This window comes from Candidatus Pantoea floridensis, assembly GCF_900215435.1.
GTDB lineage: Bacteria > Pseudomonadota > Gammaproteobacteria > Enterobacterales > Enterobacteriaceae > Pantoea > Pantoea floridensis.
On the sequence record NZ_OCMY01000001.1, the window covers coordinates 326,194 to 346,988 of the forward strand.

General features: G+C 54.2%; 24 protein-coding genes and 2 tRNA genes. 16 read left to right on the forward strand and 10 right to left on the reverse strand.

Translation table 11 applies throughout. From position 1 onward, the window contains the following. The first annotated feature begins 410 nt into the window (after positions 1-410). Positions 411-1,085: a DUF4396 domain-containing protein gene (locus tag CRO19_RS01635; RefSeq protein WP_097094303.1), complete on the forward strand. Its 675-nt coding sequence runs from the start codon at positions 411-413 to the stop codon at positions 1,083-1,085. Here the strand turns inward: CRO19_RS01635 and CRO19_RS01640 are convergent, their stop codons facing one another. Next, positions 1,086-1,784, reverse strand: a complete 699-nt coding sequence (locus tag CRO19_RS01640) for an extensin-like domain-containing protein (protein ID WP_097094304.1) — start codon at positions 1,782-1,784, stop codon at positions 1,086-1,088. 283 nt (positions 1,785-2,067) lie between these two features. On the opposite strand from CRO19_RS01640, the gene cycA reads away from it, so the two are divergent. Next, positions 2,068-3,459, forward strand: coding sequence for a D-serine/D-alanine/glycine transporter (cycA, locus tag CRO19_RS01645; RefSeq protein ID WP_097094305.1), 1,392 nt, complete (start codon positions 2,068-2,070; stop codon positions 3,457-3,459). Positions 3,460-3,502: 43 nt separating this feature from the next. On the opposite strand, the gene CRO19_RS01650 is transcribed toward cycA, so the two are convergent. Together CRO19_RS01650 and rutR are read right to left on the reverse strand one after the other, a co-directional pair. Next, complete coding sequence (locus CRO19_RS01650; RefSeq protein ID WP_097094306.1) at positions 3,503-4,477, reverse strand: metal-dependent hydrolase; 975 nt, start codon at positions 4,475-4,477, stop codon at positions 3,503-3,505. 23 nt (positions 4,478-4,500) lie between these two features. Beyond that, positions 4,501-5,136, reverse strand: coding sequence for an HTH-type transcriptional regulator RutR (gene rutR, locus CRO19_RS01655; RefSeq protein ID WP_097094307.1), 636 nt, complete (start codon positions 5,134-5,136; stop codon positions 4,501-4,503). A gap of 307 nt (positions 5,137-5,443) precedes the next feature. On the opposite strand from rutR, the gene rutA reads away from it, so the two are divergent. Genes rutA through rutG form a run of 6 tightly spaced genes read left to right on the forward strand, consistent with a single transcriptional unit; the run spans position 5,444 to position 10,394 of the window. Further along, positions 5,444-6,535, forward strand: coding sequence for a pyrimidine utilization protein A (gene rutA / locus CRO19_RS01660; protein ID WP_097097557.1), 1,092 nt, complete (start codon positions 5,444-5,446; stop codon positions 6,533-6,535). Continuing rightward, positions 6,535-7,245 carry a pyrimidine utilization protein B gene (rutB, locus tag CRO19_RS01665; protein WP_097094308.1) on the forward strand — a complete coding sequence of 237 codons (711 nt, stop codon included), beginning with the start codon at positions 6,535-6,537 and terminating at the stop codon, positions 7,243-7,245. Before rutA ends, rutB begins: the two co-directional genes overlap by 1 nt. Before the next feature lie 42 nt (positions 7,246-7,287). Beyond that, entirely contained in the window at positions 7,288-7,683 is a 396-nt protein-coding gene (gene rutC / locus CRO19_RS01670; RefSeq protein ID WP_097094309.1) for a pyrimidine utilization protein C, read from the forward strand. Continuing rightward, positions 7,683-8,486, forward strand: coding sequence for a pyrimidine utilization protein D (gene rutD, locus CRO19_RS01675; protein ID WP_097094310.1), 804 nt, complete (start codon positions 7,683-7,685; stop codon positions 8,484-8,486). Before rutC ends, rutD begins: the two co-directional genes overlap by 1 nt. A 15-nt stretch (positions 8,487-8,501) precedes the next feature. Continuing rightward, positions 8,502-9,023, forward strand: coding sequence for an NADH-dependent FMN reductase RutF (rutF, locus tag CRO19_RS01680; protein ID WP_097094311.1), 522 nt, complete (start codon positions 8,502-8,504; stop codon positions 9,021-9,023). A gap of 45 nt (positions 9,024-9,068) precedes the next feature. Then, positions 9,069-10,394 carry a pyrimidine utilization transport protein G gene (gene rutG, locus CRO19_RS01685; protein WP_097094312.1) on the forward strand — a complete coding sequence of 442 codons (1,326 nt, stop codon included), beginning with the start codon at positions 9,069-9,071 and terminating at the stop codon, positions 10,392-10,394. Here rutG and CRO19_RS01690 read toward each other — a convergent pair. Further along, entirely contained in the window at positions 10,391-11,305 is a 915-nt protein-coding gene (locus tag CRO19_RS01690; protein WP_097094313.1) for a DMT family transporter, read from the reverse strand. The genes rutG and CRO19_RS01690 overlap by 4 nt on opposite strands. Positions 11,306-11,415: 110 nt before the next feature. Next, a complete protein-coding gene (locus CRO19_RS01695) occupies positions 11,416-11,580 on the reverse strand; it encodes a con-10 family general stress protein (RefSeq protein ID WP_071845623.1) in 165 nt (54 codons plus the stop codon). Between the two features lie 295 nt (positions 11,581-11,875). On the opposite strand from CRO19_RS01695, the gene wrbA reads away from it, so the two are divergent. The 3 genes from wrbA to CRO19_RS01710 are packed head-to-tail and all read left to right on the forward strand — an operon-like array spanning position 11,876 to position 14,157. Further along, on the forward strand, positions 11,876-12,475 hold the full coding sequence (gene wrbA, locus CRO19_RS01700) for an NAD(P)H:quinone oxidoreductase (protein WP_097094314.1): 600 nt from the start codon (positions 11,876-11,878) through the stop codon (positions 12,473-12,475). Between the two features lie 21 nt (positions 12,476-12,496). Next, complete coding sequence (locus CRO19_RS01705) at positions 12,497-12,727, forward strand: YccJ family protein (RefSeq protein WP_097094315.1); 231 nt, start codon at positions 12,497-12,499, stop codon at positions 12,725-12,727. Between the two features lie 56 nt (positions 12,728-12,783). Continuing rightward, the gene (locus tag CRO19_RS01710) at positions 12,784-14,157 is read left to right on the forward strand and encodes an NAD-dependent succinate-semialdehyde dehydrogenase (protein WP_097094316.1); all 1,374 of its coding nucleotides are present in this window, start codon (positions 12,784-12,786) and stop codon (positions 14,155-14,157) included. 53 nt (positions 14,158-14,210) lie between these two features. Here the strand turns inward: CRO19_RS01710 and agp are convergent, their stop codons facing one another. The 3 genes from agp to CRO19_RS01725 all read right to left on the reverse strand — a co-directional run bounded on the left by agp (position 14,211) and on the right by CRO19_RS01725 (position 16,275). Continuing rightward, complete coding sequence (agp, locus tag CRO19_RS01715; RefSeq protein WP_097094317.1) at positions 14,211-15,806, reverse strand: bifunctional glucose-1-phosphatase/inositol phosphatase; 1,596 nt, start codon at positions 15,804-15,806, stop codon at positions 14,211-14,213. A gap of 256 nt (positions 15,807-16,062) precedes the next feature. Beyond that, positions 16,063-16,150: transfer RNA gene (locus tag CRO19_RS01720), tRNA-Ser, on the reverse strand. 37 nt (positions 16,151-16,187) lie between these two features. Continuing rightward, positions 16,188-16,275, reverse strand: a tRNA-Ser gene (locus CRO19_RS01725). A 222-nt stretch (positions 16,276-16,497) separates the two neighbouring features. Between CRO19_RS01725 and yccA the strand changes: the two genes are divergently transcribed. Beyond that, positions 16,498-17,151: an FtsH protease modulator YccA gene (gene yccA, locus CRO19_RS01730; RefSeq protein ID WP_097094318.1), complete on the forward strand. Its 654-nt coding sequence runs from the start codon at positions 16,498-16,500 to the stop codon at positions 17,149-17,151. A gap of 98 nt (positions 17,152-17,249) precedes the next feature. Then, on the forward strand, positions 17,250-17,576 hold the full coding sequence (gene tusE / locus CRO19_RS01735) for a sulfurtransferase TusE (protein WP_097094319.1): 327 nt from the start codon (positions 17,250-17,252) through the stop codon (positions 17,574-17,576). On the opposite strand, the gene yccX is transcribed toward tusE, so the two are convergent. Continuing rightward, positions 17,577-17,855 (reverse strand): acylphosphatase, encoded by a 279-nt coding sequence (yccX, locus tag CRO19_RS01740; protein WP_097094320.1) that lies wholly within the window; start codon positions 17,853-17,855, stop codon positions 17,577-17,579. A gap of 85 nt (positions 17,856-17,940) precedes the next feature. Between yccX and rlmI the strand changes: the two genes are divergently transcribed. Then, complete coding sequence (gene rlmI, locus CRO19_RS01745; protein ID WP_097094321.1) at positions 17,941-19,131, forward strand: 23S rRNA (cytosine(1962)-C(5))-methyltransferase RlmI; 1,191 nt, start codon at positions 17,941-17,943, stop codon at positions 19,129-19,131. Positions 19,132-19,190: 59 nt separating this feature from the next. Beyond that, entirely contained in the window at positions 19,191-19,508 is a 318-nt protein-coding gene (gene hspQ / locus CRO19_RS01750) for a heat shock protein HspQ (RefSeq protein ID WP_097094322.1), read from the forward strand. A gap of 31 nt (positions 19,509-19,539) precedes the next feature. Here the strand turns inward: hspQ and CRO19_RS01755 are convergent, their stop codons facing one another. Beyond that, positions 19,540-19,953 (reverse strand): CoA-binding protein, encoded by a 414-nt coding sequence (locus tag CRO19_RS01755; protein WP_097094323.1) that lies wholly within the window; start codon positions 19,951-19,953, stop codon positions 19,540-19,542. Between the two features lie 179 nt (positions 19,954-20,132). Between CRO19_RS01755 and CRO19_RS01760 the strand changes: the two genes are divergently transcribed. Continuing rightward, on the forward strand, positions 20,133-20,759 hold the full coding sequence (locus tag CRO19_RS01760; protein ID WP_097094324.1) for a YccT family protein: 627 nt from the start codon (positions 20,133-20,135) through the stop codon (positions 20,757-20,759). Positions 20,760-20,795: the final 36 nt, after the last annotated feature.

The window sequence follows — 20,795 nt, forward strand, 5'->3', positions numbered from 1 at the left end:
AAAAAGGAATCAGCTCACGCTATTTGTAAGCGAGCTCACAATTTTAATTCCTTATCAGATTAGAATAGGATTTTTCTGAAGTAGTTTCAATCACCCTATTCATCGAAAATGAACATCCAACCGATAAATTTCAGCATCGTCATTAACTAAAATTATCAAAGGTCGGAGCAGATTCTTTTGCTGAGAAAGGGGGTTATACAGAGAATGAGTTTCAACTTAATCTTAATTCCACTTATTTCTGCGGATGAGGTAAGGCAGCATCGCACGGTGTGATTTATCTCAATCTAATTTGCGGCTACGCTTATTACTTGAGAACAGTGTTGTGTATCACCCGTTGCAAGGGGAGACAATGCCGCTGGGTACGAAAGGCGCTTTGTCACAGGTAGTTGGGAAAATCAGCGGAACAGACTATGTTGAACCAGTTGGCATTACCTTTCCTTGTGGTGGGCGGTTGCACTGCCCTAATGATTCTTAAAGACCTTTTTCGCCATCCCCATCCGGTTGCGGTTATGAATATCATTTGGCCCTTAACCGGTTTGTATATGCCTTTTATTGGATGGCTTGCCTGGTGGTATCTGGGCCGCAAACCTTCTCATCAGCTGAAAATTGCGCTGCTGATCCCACGTAAAATGCAAAAAACGACGAACTGGCAAACCATTTTTATTTCCACCTCGTTAACCGCAGCGGCTTGTATATTCGGCGATATAATGACAATCCCGATAGTCACGCTGCTGAAACACTTTGCAATTACACCTGCCCTTTGGATGCAAGCAATTATTTGCGTGATAGTTTCATTGTTTATTGGATTACTTTTCCAGTTTCTCGCCATTCGCCAACGTGAAAAACATTCATTTTATAGCGCCTTATTGCTCGCTCTGAAAACCGAAGTTTTCCCTGTGCTGATATACCAGTTAGGGATTTTTTTCTTTATGGCATTGGCTCTGAAATTCGTTCTTGCGCAGCAGATTAACCCGCTGTTGATCGTATTCTGGTTTATGCTGCAACTGGCGATAATGATTGGCTTTCTTTTCTCATGGCCAGCTAATCATTTTCTGATAAAACGTGGACTTAATCCCGTTGTGTAACTAACGGCAATAACCGGTCCCGCGCATGCCAAGATGGAAGTGACTGGCATGCGCGGCGTTGTAATCAGGCCCCAGCGCATTGCCGAATGTCGCGCAACCATTGCGCCACAGCGCATGCAATCCTGCAGCAGCATCCTCTGGCTGCTGCCAGTTCTTACCTACCTCTAACCAGCGCCCATTCGCCAATTGAAAGCCGGTAACATCCCAGGCATCGGCGCTGCCGTGCTCACTTAATCTTCCTTCCTGTCGATGATAAATATTACGGCAGGCATAACTCCCTACGTGGGAAATCCGTTTCAGCGGGCTGGTGATACCTGCCTGGCGCAAAGCGTTCTGGCTATTAATCACGAACAGCGTGCTGGTCACCGCCATCGGGCAGCTAGCAAGAAAGCTACTGCTAAGGGTGACGTCACCGTAACCGCTAATACGCAGCGGCTGTTCAATGGGGCAATCACCTTGCATTGGCGGCACCGCGCGGAATTGCACCAGCCGCTGTTCGCTGGCCTGCCGCATCACCGCCATACAGGCAGCCGGATCGTTACTTAACCTCTTTAGCTTGTAGCGCGTCATCCAACCTGGCGGATCGGTTACGTTAAGCGGCGTAAAGGGATTCCACTGCGGCGGCAGATGGATCTTCAACCACGGTAAACTGAGCCAGCCGCAAACAGCCAGCAATGCCACGGCGAACAGAGCGCGCACAGTGCCTCACTTTTCCTGACGAAATGAATAAACAAGTGTAGAGGTCGCGTGGCAGGAGAGCGGCGTAAATGTCTTACTTGTTGAAGATTTACGCAAAATGACGCTGCTTTATACCCTGTAAATATTTGCTGACAGAGCAAAGCACGTAAAAGGTCACAAAAGGTAAAAAACCATTACCGAAACAGCCTGGCTTTCCACTATCTTATGCCCCTTGCCCTTACAAAGGCACATACCTTATCAGCCAAAAGAGCTGACACAACATCCCGACAGGAAAGAAAAACTTATGGTTGATCAATCGAAAGAGGCGCTAGTTGAGGCCGAACAGCCGGATAAGCTCCAGCGTAACCTGCATAATCGTCACATCCAGTTAATCGCTATCGGTGGTGCCATCGGCACCGGGCTATTTATGGGGTCGGGTAAAACCATCAGCCTGGCCGGCCCTTCGATCATTTTTGTCTATATGATCATCGGTTTTATGTTGTTCTTCGTCATGCGCGCCATGGGCGAACTGCTGCTCTCCAACCTCGAGTACAAATCCTTCAGCGATTTTGCCGCCGATTTACTCGGACCGTGGGCGGGATATTTTACCGGCTGGACCTACTGGTTCTGTTGGGTGGTGACCGGCATCGCCGACGTGGTGGCGATCAGCGCCTATTTCCAGCTATGGTTCCCGGATTTCTCCATCTGGATGAGCGCCCTGCTGTGCGTCTTTGTCTTCCTGGCGTTGAATATCGCCACGGTGAAGTTATTCGGTGAGATGGAGTTCTGGTTCGCGATTATCAAAATCGTCGCCATTGTCGCGTTGATCATTACCGGTGTTGTGCTGGTGAGTATGCATTATCCCTCCCCGAACGGCGGCACCGCCTCATTGAGCAATATCTGGGATCACGGCGGCATGTTCCCGAAAGGGCTGAGCGGTTTCTTTGCCGGTTTTCAGATTGCGGTTTTTGCTTTTGTTGGTATTGAACTCGTAGGTACCGCCGCGGCTGAAACTAAAGATCCGCATAAAGTCTTACCGCGTGCCATCAACGCTATTCCGCTGCGTATCATTATGTTTTACGTGCTGGCGCTGATGGTAATCATGGCGGTAACACCGTGGAATCAGGTGTTGCCGAATCGCAGCCCGTTCGTTGAGATGTTTGTGCTGATTGGCCTGCCTGCCGCGGCCAGCATCGTTAACTTCGTGGTGCTGACATCAGCGGCCTCGTCCGCTAACAGCGGCATCTTCTCTACCAGCCGCATGCTGTATGGCCTGGCAGAACAGGGCGTGGCGCATAAAGCCTTTGGCCGCCTCTCGGCGCGTGCGGTGCCGACGACCGGACTGTTCTTCTCCTGCCTGTGCCTGCTGGCGGGCGTGGCGCTGATTTACCTGATTCCGGATGTGATGACCGTATTTACCATGGTCACCACGGTGTCGGCCATTCTGTTTATGTTTGTCTGGACTATCATCCTGTGCAGCTATCTGGCATACCGTAAGCAGCATCCGCAGCGTCATGCGGAATCGAAATTCAAAATGCCGCTGGGTAAATTTATGTGCTGGGTCTGCATGGCGTTCTTTGCCTTTGTACTGGTGCTGCTCACGTTGCAGGAAGATACCCGTCAGGCGCTGATGGTGACGCCGCTGTGGTTTGTGATTCTGACGATGGGATGGTTGTTGCGTCGTCGTAAGGCTTGATTTTCACAGCTAAAGGCCCGGTGATTTCACCGGGCCTTTCTCGTTATAACCTCTCTAGCAATTTTCGCCACGCTTCGCCTAAAGCGGGACGCAGCGAAGGTTCACGCTGTGGCGCCACCTCAGGCGACTGCGGCGCTCCCAGATTGAAGGTGAAGGTGTAATTCGGCTCTTCCCCCATGCGCAAATCGCTAATCAACGTTCGCTCGCCCTGCTGCTGCATCGCGTAGAAACCATGGCTAAACCACGCCACGCGTTCGGCGTGCCATTGGCCTTTAAACGGGACAAACAACTCAGGTTGACGATCGTGCCAGCTTATGCGCAGCGGGCGACCCGGTGATAACAGCGACCAATACGCTTCGCCATAACGATCCGGCGTCATAATCACCGTGCGCCACACCAGCGTATTAAACGCCGTCGGCGTCACCAGAACCTGCTCAGGCTGCACCGCTTGCTGCGCCAAATCCTGCTCAATGTGCTGCGTGGCGATGTGTTGTGCCACCATGCTCCAGCCGAGATACAGCGTACTCACTAATAATCCCATCCGATTCCAGCGCAAGCCCACGGCGTCACGTCGCCACAGGGCGATCAGCAGTGCAATTAACAATGGCAAGGTATACAGCGGATCGACGATATACATGCTGCCAATGGCATAGGGGAAATCGGTAAGCGGCAGACCCAGCTGGGTGCCGTAAACGGTAGTAAGATCCAGCAGTGGATGCGTCACCAGCGCCAGCCAGATTGCCAGCGTCCAGCCGCGCCAGTGAGTTCGACTGCGCATCGCGCCCGCCACCAGCCAGCCGAGCAGCGGCGCGATTAAGGTGAGAAATATCAGCGCATGACTTTCGGTGCGATGCAGCGTCATATTGCGGATGGCATCGCCATGATCGATAAACACATCGAGGTCCGGCAACGTGCCGGCGATCGCGCCCACCAGCGCCGCCTGCCAAACCGGCACGCGTTTGCCCATCACGGCGACGGTAACTGCCGCACCTAACGTCAGCTGCGATAAGGAATCCATGCTCTCTCCTTGAAAAAGCGGGATCAGCGCACGCGGATCCCTTCAATAATCATGCGCTGTACGTTCTCCAGCGTCTGTTCAAAGAACGCCGCATCGTGCAACGTTTGGCCAGTAATCGCTTCCACCTGCGAGGCGAAATCCGCGTAGTGCTGAGTCGTGGCCCACAGTAGGAAAAACAGGTGCTGTGGCTGCACCCCCGCCAGGCGACCTTCGGCGATCCACTGCTCGATAATCGCCGCCTTCTCATCCACCAGCGCCTTTAAATCACCGGCCAGTTCACCTTTCAGCAACGGCGCACCCTGCAACATTTCCAGACAGAACAGGCGCGAGGCCTGCGGGTGATCGCGCGAGACTTCCAGTTTCAGACGGATATATTGGCGAATCGCCGTCAGCGGATCGTGATCGTGCTGCAGCGCACGCAGCGGTGCCAGCCACACATCGAGGATCTCTTTCAGAACCGCCACATACAGCACTTCTTTCGACGGATAGTAATACAGCAGATTGGTTTTGGAGACATCGGCGCGCTCGGCCACTTTATCCAGGCTGGTGCCGTGAATGCCGAATTGCGAGAAGAAGGCTAAGGCCGCTTCGAGTATGGCCGCCCGTTTTGCGGCGACCGCACGCGAGCGGCGTCCCGGTTTTTTTTCATCGCTTTTCACACTGTTACCTCATCCGTCCTGCGTAAATGCATCATAACAAAGGCCTCCTTTCCTGCCTAATCGCCCATCTGCACCTTTTTTGACCATGCGGCGCATGAAAAACGTGCAGAAGTTTTTGACCAAACGGTCTGTTTTGGACCAATCACTCCAGTTTAAAACCGCCAATATTTTTAACACATTGTTGTATAAGCCTTTTAAAAATGTGGCACAACCTTTGCAGAATTGTGATCGAGCGCCGCCCGTAGGATGCGTGCAGGAAGCAGCGCAGCGCGTGAAGCAATCCCCGTTTAATGCAGAGAGGTTTCACATGAAAATTGGCGTCTTTATCCCGATTGGTAATAACGGCTGGCTGATCTCCACCCATGCGCCGCAATACAAGCCAACCTTTGAGCTGAACAAAGCGATTGTGCTGAAAGCAGAGCATTATCATTTCGACTTTGCGCTTTCGATGATCAAGCTACGCGGCTTTGGCGGTAAAACCGAATTTTGGGATCACAACCTCGAATCCTTCACGTTGATGGCGGGCCTCGCGGCAGTGACCTCACGCATTGAGATTTACGCAACCGCCGCCACGCTGACGTTACCGCCAGCGATTGTCGCGCGTATGGCATCCACCATTGATTCCATCTCGAATGGCCGCTTTGGTGTCAACCTTGTCACCGGCTGGCAGAAGCCGGAATACGAGCAGATGGGCCTGTGGCCGGGCGATGCCTACTTCTCCAGCCGCTACCAATATCTGACCGAATACGTCACCGTGCTGCGCGATTTATGGGGCACCGGCCAGAGCGATTTCAAAGGCGAATTCTTTACCATGAACGATTGCCGCGTCAGCCCGCAGCCGCAAAAACCGATGAAGGTAATCTGCGCCGGGCAGAGCGATGCTGGCATGGCGTTCTCGGCGCAGCATGCCGATTACAACTTCTGCTTCGGCAAAGGCGTCAACACACCAACCGCCTTCGCACCTACCGCCGCGCGCATGAAACAGGCCGCCGACAAAGCCGGTCGTGATGTCGGTTCCTATGTGCTGTTTATGATTATTGCTGCCGAAAGCGACGATGCCGCACGCGCCAAATGGGAGCACTACAAAGCCGGTGCCGATGAAGAGGCGCTCGCCTGGCTCACCACCCAAAGCCAGCAGGACACCAAATCCGGCAGCGACACCAACGTGCGCCAGATGGCCGATCCCACCTCCGCCGTCAACATCAATATGGGCACATTAGTCGGCTCTTACGCCAATGTGGCACGAATGTTGGATGAAGTTGCATTAGTTGATGGCACGCAAGGCGTGCTATTGACCTTCGATGACTTCCTGCAAGGCATCGAAGATTTCGGTGAACGTATCCAACCATTAATGCAGTGCCGCCACAATTTGATTGCATCCCAGCAGGAGGTTGCCTGATGAGTACCGTTGTTTGCGCCCATACCGAGAGTTTACCGAACATCACTTTGCCTGCGCGCCCGGAAGCTATCGCGTTGCCGCCGGCGCAAAGTGCGCTGATTGTGGTGGATATGCAGAACGCCTACGCCACCGAAGGAGGCTATCTCGACCTGGCGGGCTTTGATGTCTCTGCCACTAAACCGGTAATTGCCAAAATTCACCAGGCAGTGACCGCCGCGCGCGCCGCCGGTATACAGATCATCTGGTTCCAGAATGGCTGGGACGATCAATACGTGGAGGCTGGCGATGCCGGTTCCCCCAATTTCCACAAATCCAACGCGCTGAAGACCATGCGCAAACGTCCGGAACTGCAGGGCACGCTGCTGTCGAAAGGCGGCTGGGATTATGCGCTGGTGGATGAACTGGTGCCGCAGGCCGGCGACATCGTGCTGCCGAAACCGCGCTACAGCGGCTTTTTCAACACGCCGCTCGACAGCATGCTGCGCAGCCGCGGCATTCGCCATTTGGTGTTTACCGGCATCGCCACCAATGTCTGCGTGGAATCGACGCTGCGCGACGGCTTCTTCCTAGAGTATTTCGGCGTGGTGCTGGAAGACGCGACTTATCAAGCGGGTCCGGCGTTCGCCCAGCAGGCGGCAATTTTTAATATCGAAACGTTTTTTGGCTGGGTAAGCGATACCGATACGTTCTGTGAAGCGCTAAAGAGCTAATGCGCCGTTGCACCTGCAAACCGATAAAAAGAGGATTTCGCCATGCCTAAGAGTGTGATTATTCCGCCCGGCAGCGGTACGCCGATTGCCCCGTTCGTGCCCGGCACCTTAGCCGATGGCGTGGTGTATGTTTCCGGCACCTTGCCGTTCGATGCCAGCAACAATGTGGTGCACGTGGGTGATGCGGCGGCGCAAACGCGCCACGTGCTGGAAACCATCAAAAAGGTGATTGAAACCGCTGGCGGCACCATGGACGACGTGACGTTCAACTCGATATTTCTCACTGACTGGAGCAACTACGCGGCGATAAACCAGATTTATGCCGAATACTTTCCCGGCGATAAACCGGCGCGCTTCTGTATCCAATGCGGACTGGTGAAGCCAGATGCCTTGATCGAAATCGCCACCGTTGCCCACATCGGCAAGCAGGAGGCCTGATGCATCTGGAGATCCAGGGTTTAACCGATAAGGATGCGCCGACGCTCGTGCTCTCTTCGGGCTTAGGCGGCGTAGCCGGTTTTTGGCAGCCGCAGCTGGCAGCACTGACGCCGCATTATCGCGTAGTCACCTACGATCAGCGCGGCACCGGCCGCAGCGCGGCTACGTTACCGGATGGCTACAGCATGGCGATGATGGCGGCGGAACTGGCCGACGCGCTGGAACAACGGGGCATTGAATATTACGACATTATCGGCCATGCGCTGGGCGGTTTGATTGGCCTGCAGCTGGCACTGGATTTCCCCTCGCGCGTGGGCCGCGTGGTGGTGATCAACGGCTGGCTGTCGCTGGATGCGCATACGCAGCGCTGCTTCCAGGTGCGTCAGGATCTGTTGATGAACGTCGGTGTTGAAGCCTTTGTGCGCGCGCAGCCGCTGTTCCTGTATCCCGCTGAATGGCTGGCGCGTAATCAGGCGCGTATTGCGGCAGAAGATGCGCACCATGTGGCCCATTTTCAGGGCATGGAAAATCTGCTGCGCCGTTTACACGCGCTGAAAAGCGCCGATTTCCGTGCGCAGGCGGCGCGGATCGCGCAGCCGGTATTGGCGATTTGCAGTCAGGACGACCTGCTGGTGCCGTGGAGCTGCTCGCCACAGCTAGCGCAAGCCTTGCCCAACGGCAGCCTGATTGAGATGGCCTGGGGCGGGCACGCCATGAGCGTGACGGATGCCGACAACTTTAACGCGCTGCTGTTGCGCTGGCTGGCCGATACGGCTACGCCTGCCCAACGTGCGGCCAGCTAATCACAGGAGCCGCTGATGAGCGTGCACGAACTACCTGTTTTACCCCTTGTGGAGCGCGATGCGTTTCGTAACGCGATGGCGTGCTTAGGCGCAGCGGTGAATATCATCACCACCGATGGCCCCGCCGGACGCGCCGGTTTTACCGCTTCAGCGGTGTGCAGCGTAACCGATACACCGCCAACGTTGCTGGTATGCCTGAATCGATCGGCATCGGTTTGGCCGATTTTTCGCGATAACGGTTATCTGTGCGTCAACACGCTGGCCGCCGGGCATGAAGCACTCTCGACGCTGTTTGGTGGCAAAACGCCGATGGGAGAACGCTTCGCGGCAGCCGAGTGGCATACGCTCGCCAGCGGTTCCCCGCTGTTAGAGGGCGCGCTGGTGTCGTTCGACTGCAAGGTCGCGCAGGTGGTGAGCGTTGGCACACACGACATTCTGTTTTGCGAAGTGCAGGCGCTGGTGCGCAACGATGAGACGCACGGCCTGGCATGGTTTGACCGTGGATATCATCACCTTTTACGGCAGGATGCCCGCTAACGCCGCACTGTGCGGCCCGCTTTCACTGACACCCTGGAGATGACGATGGCGAGTTCCTGGTTCCCCCGCTGGCAGAAAAAGTCAGCCTTGACCGATGATGGGCTGATCGCGCCGGATGAAACGCTGCCGTTGGCGCAGACGGTCATCCTTGGCCTGCAGCATGCTGTGGCAATGTTTGGCGCAACGGTATTGATGCCGTTGCTAATGGGACTTGACCCCAATCTGGCGATTCTGGTTTCCGGTATCGGTACGCTGCTGTTTTTTGTCGTCACTGGCGGTCGCGTACCCAGCTATCTCGGCTCCAGCGCGGCGTTTGTGGGCGTGATTATTGCGGTAACCGGCTTTAACGGCCAGGGACTCAATCCCAATCTGGCGCTGGCGCTCGGTGGCGTAATCGCCTGCGGCGCGCTCTATACGCTGATTGGTCTGGTGGTGATGAAAGTCGGCACCGGCTGGATAGAACGCCTGATGCCGCCGGTGGTGACCGGTGCGGTGGTAATGGCAATTGGCCTCAATCTGGCACCGATTGCGGTACACGGCGTATCCGGCTCGATGTTCGACAGCTGGATGGCGGTGATGACGGTGCTGTGCATTGGGCTGGTGGCGGTGTTTACGCGCGGCATGATTCAGCGCCTGCTGATTCTGGTAGGGCTGATTGTAGCGTGGGCGATCTACACGCTGCTGACCAACGTGCTGGGTTTCGGCAAACCGGTGGATTTTAGCGGTCTCGCCAATGCGGCGTGGTTTGGTCTGCCGCATACCACCGCGCCGATCTTTGATATGCAGGCCATCGTGATGATTGCGCCCATAGCGATTATTCTGGTGGCGGAAAATCTTGGACACATCAAAGCCGTGGCAGGCATGACCGGGCGCAACCTCGATCCGTGGATGGGCCGCGCATTCGTCGGCGATGGATTAGCAACCATGCTATCCGGCTCGATGGGCGGCAGTGGCGTGACGACGTATGCCGAAAATATCGGCGTGATGGCGGTGACCAAAGTCTACTCGACCTTAGCTTTCGTCGCGGCGGCGGTGATTGCGCTGGTGCTCGGCTTTTCACCAAAATTTGGCGCGTTGATTCACACCATTCCCGGTCCGGTGATTGGCGGCGCATCGATTGTGGTGTTTGGTTTGATTGCGGTAGCAGGGGCGCGTATTTGGGTGCAGAACCACGTCGACTTCAATCAGAACGGCAATTTGATCATGGTGGCGACCACGCTGGTGTTGGGTGCCGGTGATTTTGCGCTGAAGATTGGTAGCTTCACTATTGGCGGTATTGGCACCGCGACCTTTGGTGCCATCATTCTTAACGCGATTTTGCAACGACGCGGCGCCGCATTGGCGAACCAGGCGGCACGGCAACATCCTTAAGGTTCGAGCGGTGCCTCATCGGGCACCGCTCTCTTCCGACGGATACGCAGCTCGCTGACGATGACCCCGCACACAATCAGTGCCGCGCCCAGCAGCGCAGCGGCAGGCAAACGCTCCCCTGCGATACGTCCTACTACGCCCGCCCAAACCGGCTCCCCGGCATAAATCACCGTAGCACGCGTTGGCGATACGCTACGCTGCGCCCAGTTCATCGTCACCTGGATTAATGCGCTGGCCGCACCTAAGCCCAGCGCGCTGAGCAGCAGTGGCATTGACATGGCAGGAACCGATTCACCATTCGGGACCATCAAGACGAAGGCACAGGCGGATGCAACCATCAGCTGGATCAGCGTCACCCGACGTACATCGACTTGTCCGGCATAGCGGCTAATCAGGATGATCTCGGCTGCGATAGCCAGCGTGCTGAGTAAGGTGGCGATTTCACCTGCATTTAACGTCAGGCTACCATCCTGCGGACCGGCTACCAGCACCAGACCGGTAAATGCCAGTAAAATCCCCAGCCACGCCATCAACCCCGGTGGACGACGCAGGAACACCCACTGCAACAGCGGCACCACCGGCACATACAGCGCGGTGAGAAACGCCGATTGACTACTGGAGATGGTCTGCATGCCCCAGGTTTGCAGCCCATAGCCGCCGGCAATCGCCACACCGATCAGCGCGCCAGCTTTAATTTCCAGCCAGGTGACCTGCTTAAGATAGCGACGGAAGAAAAACGCCAGCAGTAGCGAAGCCGTGGCAAAACGCAGCCCTACGAAGAAAAACGGACCGGAATGCGCCATCGCTCGATGCACCACCAAAAAGGTGCCACCCCAAACCATGGTAATAAAAATGAGCACCAGCTCCTGACGCGAAATGCGTAAGCTGAAACGAGAGGATGAAACGGACATAACGCACCAAAAGAGTGAATTGGCGGTCAGTTTGCTTAGAGAGAATGGAAATTGCAATGATTGTTACCGCCGGGCTAACCCGGCGGTTGGGGGAATGGTGAACAGACGCGCTATTTTTTGCTGCGACTGCGTCCCCCCTTTTCACCTGCTTCAGAGGCGCGTTGCGGGTCGTTTCTAAAATTACCCCCGCTGTTTTTGCCGCCTTTACGACCTGCCTCTGCGGCTCTTTCACGATCTTCTGCGAAATTGCCTGATCCTCCACGATGTTGCGCCATCATTTCCTCCAGGATTGAGCATTCAGGTTGAGGACTTTTCACAATGCCGCTGCGAAAAGCAGGGTGAGGATATACCGCTCACCTGTTTAAAGAATAGCCAATAGCATGATATATCCCGCCCCGTATTCATACTTTGAAACACATAATTCACTCATTTATCTGCTAAAAGCCAAATTTACCGCCGCGTTACAAGCAGTTAGACGCGCATTATTGGCGTCTGGTCATCCTCTGTACAGCAGCCTACGCAGGCTCTTCTATACTTCTGAGTACTCATCACCCCAGCAGGATGAAAACAATGGCAAAAATTTTAGTGCTCTACTATTCGATGTACGGACACATTGAAACCATGGCGCAGGCCGTGGCGGAAGGCGCAAAGCGCGTAAGCGGTGCAGACGTTACCATTCTACGCGTGCCGGAAAGTATGGACGCGGAGCGTTTTGCCCAGGTTGGCGGCAAAGTCAATCAGGCGGCTCGTGAAGCTGTGCCGGAAGATCTAACGCAGTACGATGCCATTATCGTTGGCACCCCTACTCGCTTCGGCAATATGGCGGGTCAGATGCGCAATTTCTGGGACCGCACCGGTGGGCTGTGGGCCTCGGGCGCACTGTACGGCAAAATCGCCAGCGTCTTCGCCTCAACAGGCACTGGCGGCGGACAGGAACAAACCATCACCTCGGTGTGGACCACCCTTGCCCACCACGGCATGGTTATTGTTCCCATCGGCTATGGCACCAAAGAACTTTTTGACATCTCGCACGTGCGTGGTGGCACGCCTTATGGCGCGACCACACTTGCCGGCGGAGATGGATCACGTCAACCCTCGGCGGAAGAATTAGATATAGCCCGTTACCAGGGCCAACACGTCGCCGAACTGGCGGTAAAGCTGCAAGGATAAAATCCACAACAGGAGACTTTTATGACAACAGAACAGTCGAAAGAGCATCACGTGGGCGAATGGGCTTCGCTGCGCCATACATCGCGCGAAATTGCTGAAGCCATTTTTGAGGTAGCCAACTACGACGAACGTTTGGCAGAGCAGATCTGGAGTCAGCAAGGCAGTGATGACGTGCTGATTCGCGCTTTCAAAAAGACCGACCAGGATGTTCTGACCTGGGACGACAAAACCGTTGAGCGCAAAAACGTTTGAATTCTGGGCGGGCAATGTCCCGCCTTCGTTATCTTTACATCTCCAGGGAGTCCTGTATGTCAGCCTATCAAAGTATCAATCCGGCCAACAACCAACTGTTAAAAGCGTGGAACGAGCACGATGATGCCTATGCACAGCAGGCACTGAAAACCGCTGATGAGCTTTTTCATTCCGCGTGGAGCAAAGGCGATATTCAGCCCCGGCTGCAGGTATTGCATCGTTTAGCCGATTTGATCGATCAACGCGCTGAAGAACTCGCCACGATTGCCAGTAAAGAGATGGGCAAACTTATTGGGCAGAGCCGCGGGGAAGTGAAAATCTGTTCACAGATCGCCCGCTACTACGCCGAACATGCCGCCACGTTTTTACAGCCGCAGCCCTATCAAAGTGATGTCGGTGACGCCTGGCTTGAATATCATCCGATTGGTGTGATTGTTGCCGTCGAACCGTGGAATTTTCCTTATTACCAGCTGATGCGTGTACTGGCACCGAATCTGGCGCTGGGTAACCCGGTGCTGGCGAAACATGCCAACATTGTGCCGCACTGCGCTGATGTGTTTGAGAAACTGGTAGCCGAAGCCGGAGCACCTCAAGGTGCCTGGACTAACCTGTTTATCTCTACCGATCAGGTGGCGGATTTGATTGCCGACCATCGCGTACAAGGCGTGGCGCTAACCGGCTCCGAACGTGCTGGCAGCGCGGTAGCTGAGCAAGCGGGTAAACACCTGAAAAAATCAACGCTTGAACTGGGCGGTAACGATGTGTTCGTGGTGCTGGACGATGCCGATATTGATGAAGCGGTTCGCCAGGGCGCACAGGGCCGCCTCAGCAACTGCGGCCAGGTGTGTACTGCGGCCAAACGCTTTATTCTGCATGAGAAAATTGCTGACACCTTTATGGCGAAATTCAGCGCCGCCCTGCAATCCGCCACGCCGGGTGACCCGCTGGATGAGAAAACCACGCTGGGTCCACTTTCCTCGAAAGATGCGCGCGAGCGCCTGGTAAAACAGGTGGATGACGCGGTGAAACATGGCGCGCGCGTAGAGTTTGGCGGCCGTGCGATTGAAGGTGTTGGCTGTTATTACCAGCCCACGGTCCTTACTGGGTTAACACCGGAAAATCCAGCTTACTATCAAGAGTTCTTTGGTCCAGTGGCCCAAGTGTATGTTGTGGCAGACGATCGCGCTGCGGTAGCGCTGGCTAATGACTCTAATTACGGCCTCGGGGGTTCAGTGTGGACGAAGGACATCACCCGCGGCCGTAAAATGGCCTCACAAATTGAAACCGGCATGGTATTCATCAATTCACAGAGTGATACCTCTGCCGAGCTACCATTTGGCGGGGTAAAACGTTCAGGCTATGGACGCGAACTGTCAGATCTAGGCATCAAAGAGTTTGCCAACCAAAAGCTGGTGGTCGTGGCTGGCTAGATTAATCAGCATAAAAAACCCCGCCGAGGCGGGGTTTTCTTTTGGTATCAACTTTAGTTACTGGTTGTCGGTGCCGGTTTGGCTGGTTCTGCCGGCTTGGCTGGCGTCGCATCCGCTTGTGCTTTCTGCGCTGCGGCGGCATCGGCTTTAGCTTTGTCATCCGCCGCTTTTTGTGCAGTGGCTTTCTCTGCTTTAGCCTTATCGTCAGCTGCTTTATCGGCTTTCACTTTTTCTTCTGCCGCTTTGGCCTCAGCTGCTTTTTGTGCCGCTTCTTTATCCGCCGCCGCTTTGTCTGCTGCTGCTTTGTCAGCCGCGGCCTGATCTTTCTGCTTCGCGTCATCATTAGCAGCTGCTGGTGCAGGCTGTTCCGCCGGCGCTGGGGCCGCAGCGGGTTGCAGCGGTGTACCTTGCAGTGCACCATTCAATGCGCCAGAGAATTGATCCCAGCTGCAATAGCCGTTGGCATCCGTTTCACAACCTGCCAGTTGTAGCGTGACACGCTTTGGTGGATTCTTCAGGCTCAACACATCGGCATCGCGCAGCTGATCGGCGGTTTGATACACGTACTCAATTTTCAGCAGATCTTTATTGTTTTTCGCATCGTGCCAACGCTCAAACACAACCTGACCGCCAATTGGCGTTTTCTCATCGTTGCCCGGCAGCTCATAGGGCTTCACCTGCAGCGCGCTGAGTAAAGAGGCAATGTTGGAATCATGCCCAACCATCAGCGTCACTTTGGGCGCATTGGCTTTGTCCTGATCGACTAACTGGCTGCGGATATAATCCACCAGCGGTGCGGCCACTTCGCGCGCCACTTCAGGGGAGGCAAATAGCGCATCCTGATAACCGTTTTTGATCGCCGCCAGCTCTTTCCACTGCTCAGGTGTTTTAATCTGTCCCCACGCCACCTGATCGGCCGGGAAGCCTTCGTAATATTGCAGCGTGAACGCATCCACCAGCGAATTGCCGACCTTCAGCGGTCCATTCACGTTGGGCTCTTTACCGTTATCTGCGCTGAAAGTGTTATCACCGCTGCTCAAATCACACTGCTTTTTGCCATTACAGGCCGGTGCAGATTTGTAATCAACGATTTTTTCCAGGCGCTGGAAAGCCGGCTTAAGCGCCAGTTTTTCATTCGCGGCTGTCATCGCCGCCAGCGCTTTCTTATTGAACTCATCGCTGCCGTCGGTAACCACGGGATTGAAGATAGGATCCATGGTGCCCATCGCATCCTGATGCGTAACCGCGATGTCACATCCAGGGAAAGCGCCGGTGATAAAGTACTGCGCGGTAGCAACAGTGCGCTGTAGGCTGTTAGCGTATACAAAGACATTGCTGCTATCTGGGCACGTGCCATTCTGTACCAGGCCCTGCTGCGCCAGCCACTGACGGGTGTAATTACCCATGTAAACTTCCAGCACGCCACCTTTGGTGGTTAACTCACCACCCGCAACATCCCATTGCGGCCAGCTTTTTTTAGTGGATTGCTCCAGCACGCTACCGTTATTCGCTAACGGTGCACGCAGATTATGACGGCTTAACATCAGCACCTGCTGGAGTTGCATATCTCCATCCGCAGCGTAGGCGGACATGCCCATCGGGAGCGCAGCGATAACTGACAACGCGCAAAGACTCAGTTTCTTGATCATTGTGCCTATTCCATAATTCATCAGTGAAACACTCTGGCTTTCAAACGATTAGCTCGCCAAAGAGCGAATTACCGCACAGTGTAACCCAGCTTGCATCGGAAAATCGCCAGATGTTTGCAAAAACCGTGAATGGAATATAGCAGTAAACGCGCGTGCCGTCGGGCAACGGCAGCAGATTGAAAAGCAACGCGATGTTTTTCGGAATCTATGAACGCAGAAAAGCAAAAAGCCCGCATTGCTGCGGGCTTCTTTAATATGGCGGAGGGACAGAGATTCGAACTCTGGGATGGTTTCCCATCGACGGTTTTCAAGACCGTTGCCTTAAGCCACTCGGCCATCCCTCCGGATTGTTTTTTTGTTGCGTCACTCTGCAAGAGTGAGTGGCGGAGAGACAGAGATTCGAACTCTGGGATGGTTTCCCATCGACGGTTTTCAAGACCGTTGCCTTAAGCCACTCGGCCATCTCTCCGCAACGAGGCGCACTATAAACACCCCCCCGATAGATGTAAAGCCCGTATTGAATCGTTCGGCTGAAAAACAGCCAAATTCTATTTTTTCGGCGTCAAATTCGCCATTCTGCTCAGTGAAACAGCAATTTATCGCGTAAAGATGGGTAAAACGCCTTTTCTCTCTTTGAGACGCTGCGTATCCTCTTGCCATATTTGGTGTTTCTCTCTTTAAGGAGCGCGTGATGGAAAGAGTTATTAGCTCGTCGCAGCAGTCGTTAATCAGCACCCACAAAGTGCTGCGCAATACTTATCTCCTGCTCGGCTTTACGCTGGCATTCTCTGCAGTGACCGCCACGCTCAGTACGGTGTTTGCCCTGCCTTCACCGGGCTTAATTCTGATGCTGGTTGGTTTTTATGGCTTGATGTTCCTGACGCATCGCCTGGCCAACAGCCCAGCAGGTATTCTCGCGGCCTTCGCCTTCACCGGTTTCCTCGGTTACTGCCTTGGCCCGATCCTCAGCTCGTTCCTTACCGCAGGCATGGGTGATGTGATTGCCATGGCGCTGGGGGGTACCGCGCTGGTGTTCTTCGGTTGCTCGGCCTATGTGCTGACGACCCGCCGCGATATGTCTTTTCTCGGCGGCATGATGATGGCGGGCTTTGTGGTACTGCTGGTAGCCGTGGTTGCCAACATTTTCCTGCAGCTGCCTGCGCTGCATCTGGCCATTAGCGCCCTGTTCATCCTGTTCTCTGCTGGGGCCATCCTATGGGAAACCAGCAACATTATTCAGGGTGGCGAAACCAACTATATTCGCGCGACCGTGAGCCTGTATGTATCGCTGTACAATATCTTTGTTAGCCTGTTGAGCCTGTTGGGCTTCGCTAACCGCGATTAAATTAACGCAACGGTTGTTAAACCCCGCTTCGGCGGGGTTTTTGCTTTTTGTGGCCGGGCGAACTTACAATGTGTCGATTAACGTAATGAGGAACAACTGTGATTTTTGCCGGTAAAGAGATTGCCACTGACGCGGAAGGCTATTTGAAAAATAGCGCGGACTGGAGCGAGCCGCTCGCCGCCGCTATTGCGGAGCAGGAAGCGATCGTGATGAGTGAAGCACATTGGGAAGTTGTGCACTTTGTCAGGGCGTTTTATCAGGAATTTAATACCTCACCCGCAGTGCGCATGCTGGTAAAGGCTATGGCGCAAAAATATGGCGAGGAGAAAGGTAACAGCCGCTACCTGTTCCGCCTGTTTCCGGAAGGTCCAGCAAAACAAGCCACCAAAATCGCGGGATTGCCAAAACCGGCTAAGTGCCTGTAATCAACCGGTAGTAAAACGGGTGGGGTGCTCTGTCGGCTGATGCGGCTCCACCAGCACTTTATCCACGCGCGCGCTGCGCGGCCCACCTGCTTTTAACCAGCTGATTAATGCATCGACCTGCTGCGCTTCACCGGCAGCCAAAACCTCAACGCTGCCATCCGCCAGATTGCGTGCATAGCCGTTAACATTCAATGCCCTGGCCTGGGTTTGTGTGTGATAACGAAATCCCACGCCCTGCACGATGCCATGCACCCAAATTTTACAGCATGTGGTTGCCATTACGTTCTCCCCTCACCTTGCGTTGCAATTTGCCGCCATCCGCCGGAAAATGGCGCCTCATTTTTTCAGGTAAGCATAGCAAACTATGACCGTTCGATTGATTCTCGCAAAGGGGCGTGAAAAATCCCTGCTCCGCCGCCATCCATGGGTGTTCTCGGGTGCCGTTGCACGTATGGAAGGTAAAGCCCAGTCTGGTGAAACCATTGATGTCTGCGATAGCAATGGCAAATGGCTGGCTCGCGCCGCGTATTCTCCGCAATCACAAATTCGCGCACGCGTCTGGAGCTGGCAGCAGGATGAGTCAATCGACATCACCTTCTTCGTGCGCCGCTTTGAGCAAGCGCAGCTATGGCGTGACTGGCTGGCAAAACGCGATGGGCTGGATAGCTATCGCCTGATCGCCGGTGAGTCTGATGGTATGCCAGGCGTTACCATCGATCGTTTCGGCAACTTCCTCGTGTTGCAGCTGTTGTCAGCCGGCGCCGAGTATCAGCGTCCGGCCATTGTCTCAGCGTTGCAACAGTGCTTCCCGGATTGTGCTATCTACGATCGTTCGGATGTCGCGGTACGTAAAAAAGAGGGACTGGAACTGGCGCAAGGGCCGGTTTCAGGTGAACTGCCGCCACCGCTGCTGCCTATCACCGAGCACGGCATGAAGCTGTTGGTGGATATTCAGGGCGGTCATAAAACCGGTTATTACCTTGATCAGCGTGATAGCCGCCTGGCGACACGTCGCTACGCAGAGAATGCCCGCGTGCTGAATTGCTTCTCCTACACCGGCGGTTTTGCGGTTTCAGCACTTATGGGCGGCTGCCGCGAGGTGATCAGCGTTGATACGTCGCAGGATGCGCTCGACGTGGCGAAACAAAACGTAGAGCTGAATAGTCTGGATGTGTCGCGCGCGCAGTTCGTGCGTGACGATGTATTTAAACTGCTGCGCCGCTATCGCGACAGCGGGGAGAAGTTTGACGTAATCGTGATGGACCCGCCGAAATTTGTCGAAAACAAGAACCAGCTGATGGGTGCATGTCGCGGTTATAAAGATATCAACATGCTGGCAATTCAGCTGTTGAATCCCGGTGGCGTGCTGCTGACGTTCTCTTGCTCTGGCCTGATGCCGACCGATTTATTCCAGAAAATCATCGCCGATGCCGCCGTAGATGCTGGTCGTGATGTACAATTTATAGAGCAGTTCCGTCAGGCAGCCGACCATCCAGTGATCGCCAGCTATCCTGAAGGGCTTTATCTGAAAGGTTTTGCCTGCCGCGTGCTGTGACTTGAAAACGCTGTTCCTGCCTCCATATCGGTAGCAGGGCAGTCTTTTGGGAGGTCACAATGATTACGACTAAATTTGGAATTGGACAGCAAGTCCGGCATCGTCTCTCCGGGGTGCTCGGCGTTATCGTGGATGTCGATCCGGAGTTTTCGCTTGATGAGCCAGAAGTCGATGATGTTGCTTCTAGCGAAGCATTACGCGCCGCGCCCTGGTATCACGTGGTGATGGAAGATGAAGAAGGCGATCAGGTGCATACTTACGTCGCTGAGGTGCAGCTCGCGGGTGAAACCTCGTTCGAGCATCCTGAACAACCCTCAATGGATGAGTTAGCCGCTTCTATTCGGCAGCAGCTGCAGGCACCAAGCCTGCGACATTAACGAAAGCGGCGACTCAGGTCGCCGTTTCTACTTAATGCGTTATCCCCAGTCGCGGTATTTCAATCTTAGGACAGCGGTCCATCACTACCGTCATTCCGGCATCCTGCGCTAAAACCGCGGCCTGTTCATTTATTACGCCCAGCTGCAGCCATAAGGTATCCGCACCAATGGCGATCGCTTCCTGCGCCACGCCCCATGCCGCTTCGGCATTGCGAAACACATCAACCATATCCACTTTTCCTGGAACCTCTGCCAGCGTGGCATACGCCGTTTGGCCAAGCAGCTGCTTCCCAGCCAGTTTCGGACTCACTGGAATCACCTCATAGCCCTGATCGAGCAGATATTTCATTACGCCATAGCTTGGTCGGTCGGGGCGATCGCTGGCGCCTACCAATGCGATACGTTTAGTTTTGGTTAGCACATCGCGGATTGTTTGATCATTCATCTTTTTTCTCCTGGTTCATTCGCTTAAGTGTAGATGGCAATGCGATCTTCACTGCAAGCGCCTTGCATGAGAAGTTTGCGCAGCAGCACGAATAAATATGTTAAAATGTAAATTAACTGCCATAATGTAATAATTTGCTACACATAATCGATTTATCCCCCCTGCTGCCGGGAGTTGAAATGAAGCTGTCTTGGACTGTTACGAGTTTACTCGTGTTGCTCGTATCGGCGTCTTGCCATGCCATCACCCTTAAGCTCAATCCTGAGATTGAACTGCTGGTGCTGGATGGACGTAAAATTTCGGGTTCGCTGTTAAAAGGTGCAGGAAGTCTTGAGCTAGAACGAGGACAGCATCAATTTCTCTTTCGGGTTGAAAAACCAGTGGCAGATACTACTCACTTTCAGTCAGTGCCAATGATTGTCACTTTTACCGCCAATGCTCATTCCGTTGCGATTCGTTTACCGGCACTGAATAATCGTCACGAACGCAACGTCTTTGATAAAACACTCAACTTCCAGCTAATTGATGAAAGTGGCAATGAAATTACAAGTCTGCGCGATCGTTTACCGCGGGAAAGTGATAACGATTTTGAAAAGGCGATGCTGAACTATAACCGCGATGCACATACCGCCTCCGTGCCGCGTTTTGCCGTTCATTCGTTAACTATCACTACAGAGCAATCGGATCTTGACTATGCCTGGCAGGACGCCAGCGATTTGCCCGCATTGCAAGGCTGGTTTAAGCGTTTTGATGCTGCCACACGTCTGCGTTTTATTAGCTGGATGAAAACCTTACGCACAAGTTGATAGTAATGAAACGCCAGGGGTAAACTCCTGCATTAA

Excerpts from the sequence above, each read along its gene's own strand:
- hspQ (WP_097094322.1), top strand. The coding sequence starts at position 19,191 with ATGATTACGACTAAATTTGGAATTGGACAGCAAGTCCGGCATCGTCTC.
- wrbA (WP_097094314.1), top strand. The coding sequence starts at position 11,876 with ATGGCAAAAATTTTAGTGCTCTACTATTCGATGTACGGACACATTGAA.
- CRO19_RS01710 (WP_097094316.1), top strand. The coding sequence starts at position 12,784 with ATGTCAGCCTATCAAAGTATCAATCCGGCCAACAACCAACTGTTAAAA.
- CRO19_RS01705 (WP_097094315.1), top strand. The coding sequence starts at position 12,497 with ATGACAACAGAACAGTCGAAAGAGCATCACGTGGGCGAATGGGCTTCG.
- rutF (WP_097094311.1), top strand. The coding sequence starts at position 8,502 with ATGAGCGTGCACGAACTACCTGTTTTACCCCTTGTGGAGCGCGATGCG.
- yccX (WP_097094320.1), bottom strand. The coding sequence starts at position 17,855 with ATGGCAACCACATGCTGTAAAATTTGGGTGCATGGCATCGTGCAGGGC.
- rutG (WP_097094312.1), top strand. The coding sequence starts at position 9,069 with ATGGCGAGTTCCTGGTTCCCCCGCTGGCAGAAAAAGTCAGCCTTGACC.
- agp (WP_097094317.1), bottom strand. The coding sequence starts at position 15,806 with ATGATCAAGAAACTGAGTCTTTGCGCGTTGTCAGTTATCGCTGCGCTC.
- rutA (WP_097097557.1), top strand. The coding sequence starts at position 5,444 with ATGAAAATTGGCGTCTTTATCCCGATTGGTAATAACGGCTGGCTGATC.
- rlmI (WP_097094321.1), top strand. The coding sequence starts at position 17,941 with ATGACCGTTCGATTGATTCTCGCAAAGGGGCGTGAAAAATCCCTGCTC.
- rutB (WP_097094308.1), top strand. The coding sequence starts at position 6,535 with ATGAGTACCGTTGTTTGCGCCCATACCGAGAGTTTACCGAACATCACT.
- CRO19_RS01650 (WP_097094306.1), bottom strand. The coding sequence starts at position 4,477 with ATGGATTCCTTATCGCAGCTGACGTTAGGTGCGGCAGTTACCGTCGCC.
- CRO19_RS01635 (WP_097094303.1), top strand. The coding sequence starts at position 411 with ATGTTGAACCAGTTGGCATTACCTTTCCTTGTGGTGGGCGGTTGCACT.
- CRO19_RS01690 (WP_097094313.1), bottom strand. The coding sequence starts at position 11,305 with ATGTCCGTTTCATCCTCTCGTTTCAGCTTACGCATTTCGCGTCAGGAG.
- yccA (WP_097094318.1), top strand. The coding sequence starts at position 16,498 with ATGGAAAGAGTTATTAGCTCGTCGCAGCAGTCGTTAATCAGCACCCAC.
- CRO19_RS01755 (WP_097094323.1), bottom strand. The coding sequence starts at position 19,953 with ATGAATGATCAAACAATCCGCGATGTGCTAACCAAAACTAAACGTATC.
- rutD (WP_097094310.1), top strand. The coding sequence starts at position 7,683 with ATGCATCTGGAGATCCAGGGTTTAACCGATAAGGATGCGCCGACGCTC.
- CRO19_RS01760 (WP_097094324.1), top strand. The coding sequence starts at position 20,133 with ATGAAGCTGTCTTGGACTGTTACGAGTTTACTCGTGTTGCTCGTATCG.
- cycA (WP_097094305.1), top strand. The coding sequence starts at position 2,068 with ATGGTTGATCAATCGAAAGAGGCGCTAGTTGAGGCCGAACAGCCGGAT.
- CRO19_RS01695 (WP_071845623.1), bottom strand. The coding sequence starts at position 11,580 with ATGGCGCAACATCGTGGAGGATCAGGCAATTTCGCAGAAGATCGTGAA.
- rutC (WP_097094309.1), top strand. The coding sequence starts at position 7,288 with ATGCCTAAGAGTGTGATTATTCCGCCCGGCAGCGGTACGCCGATTGCC.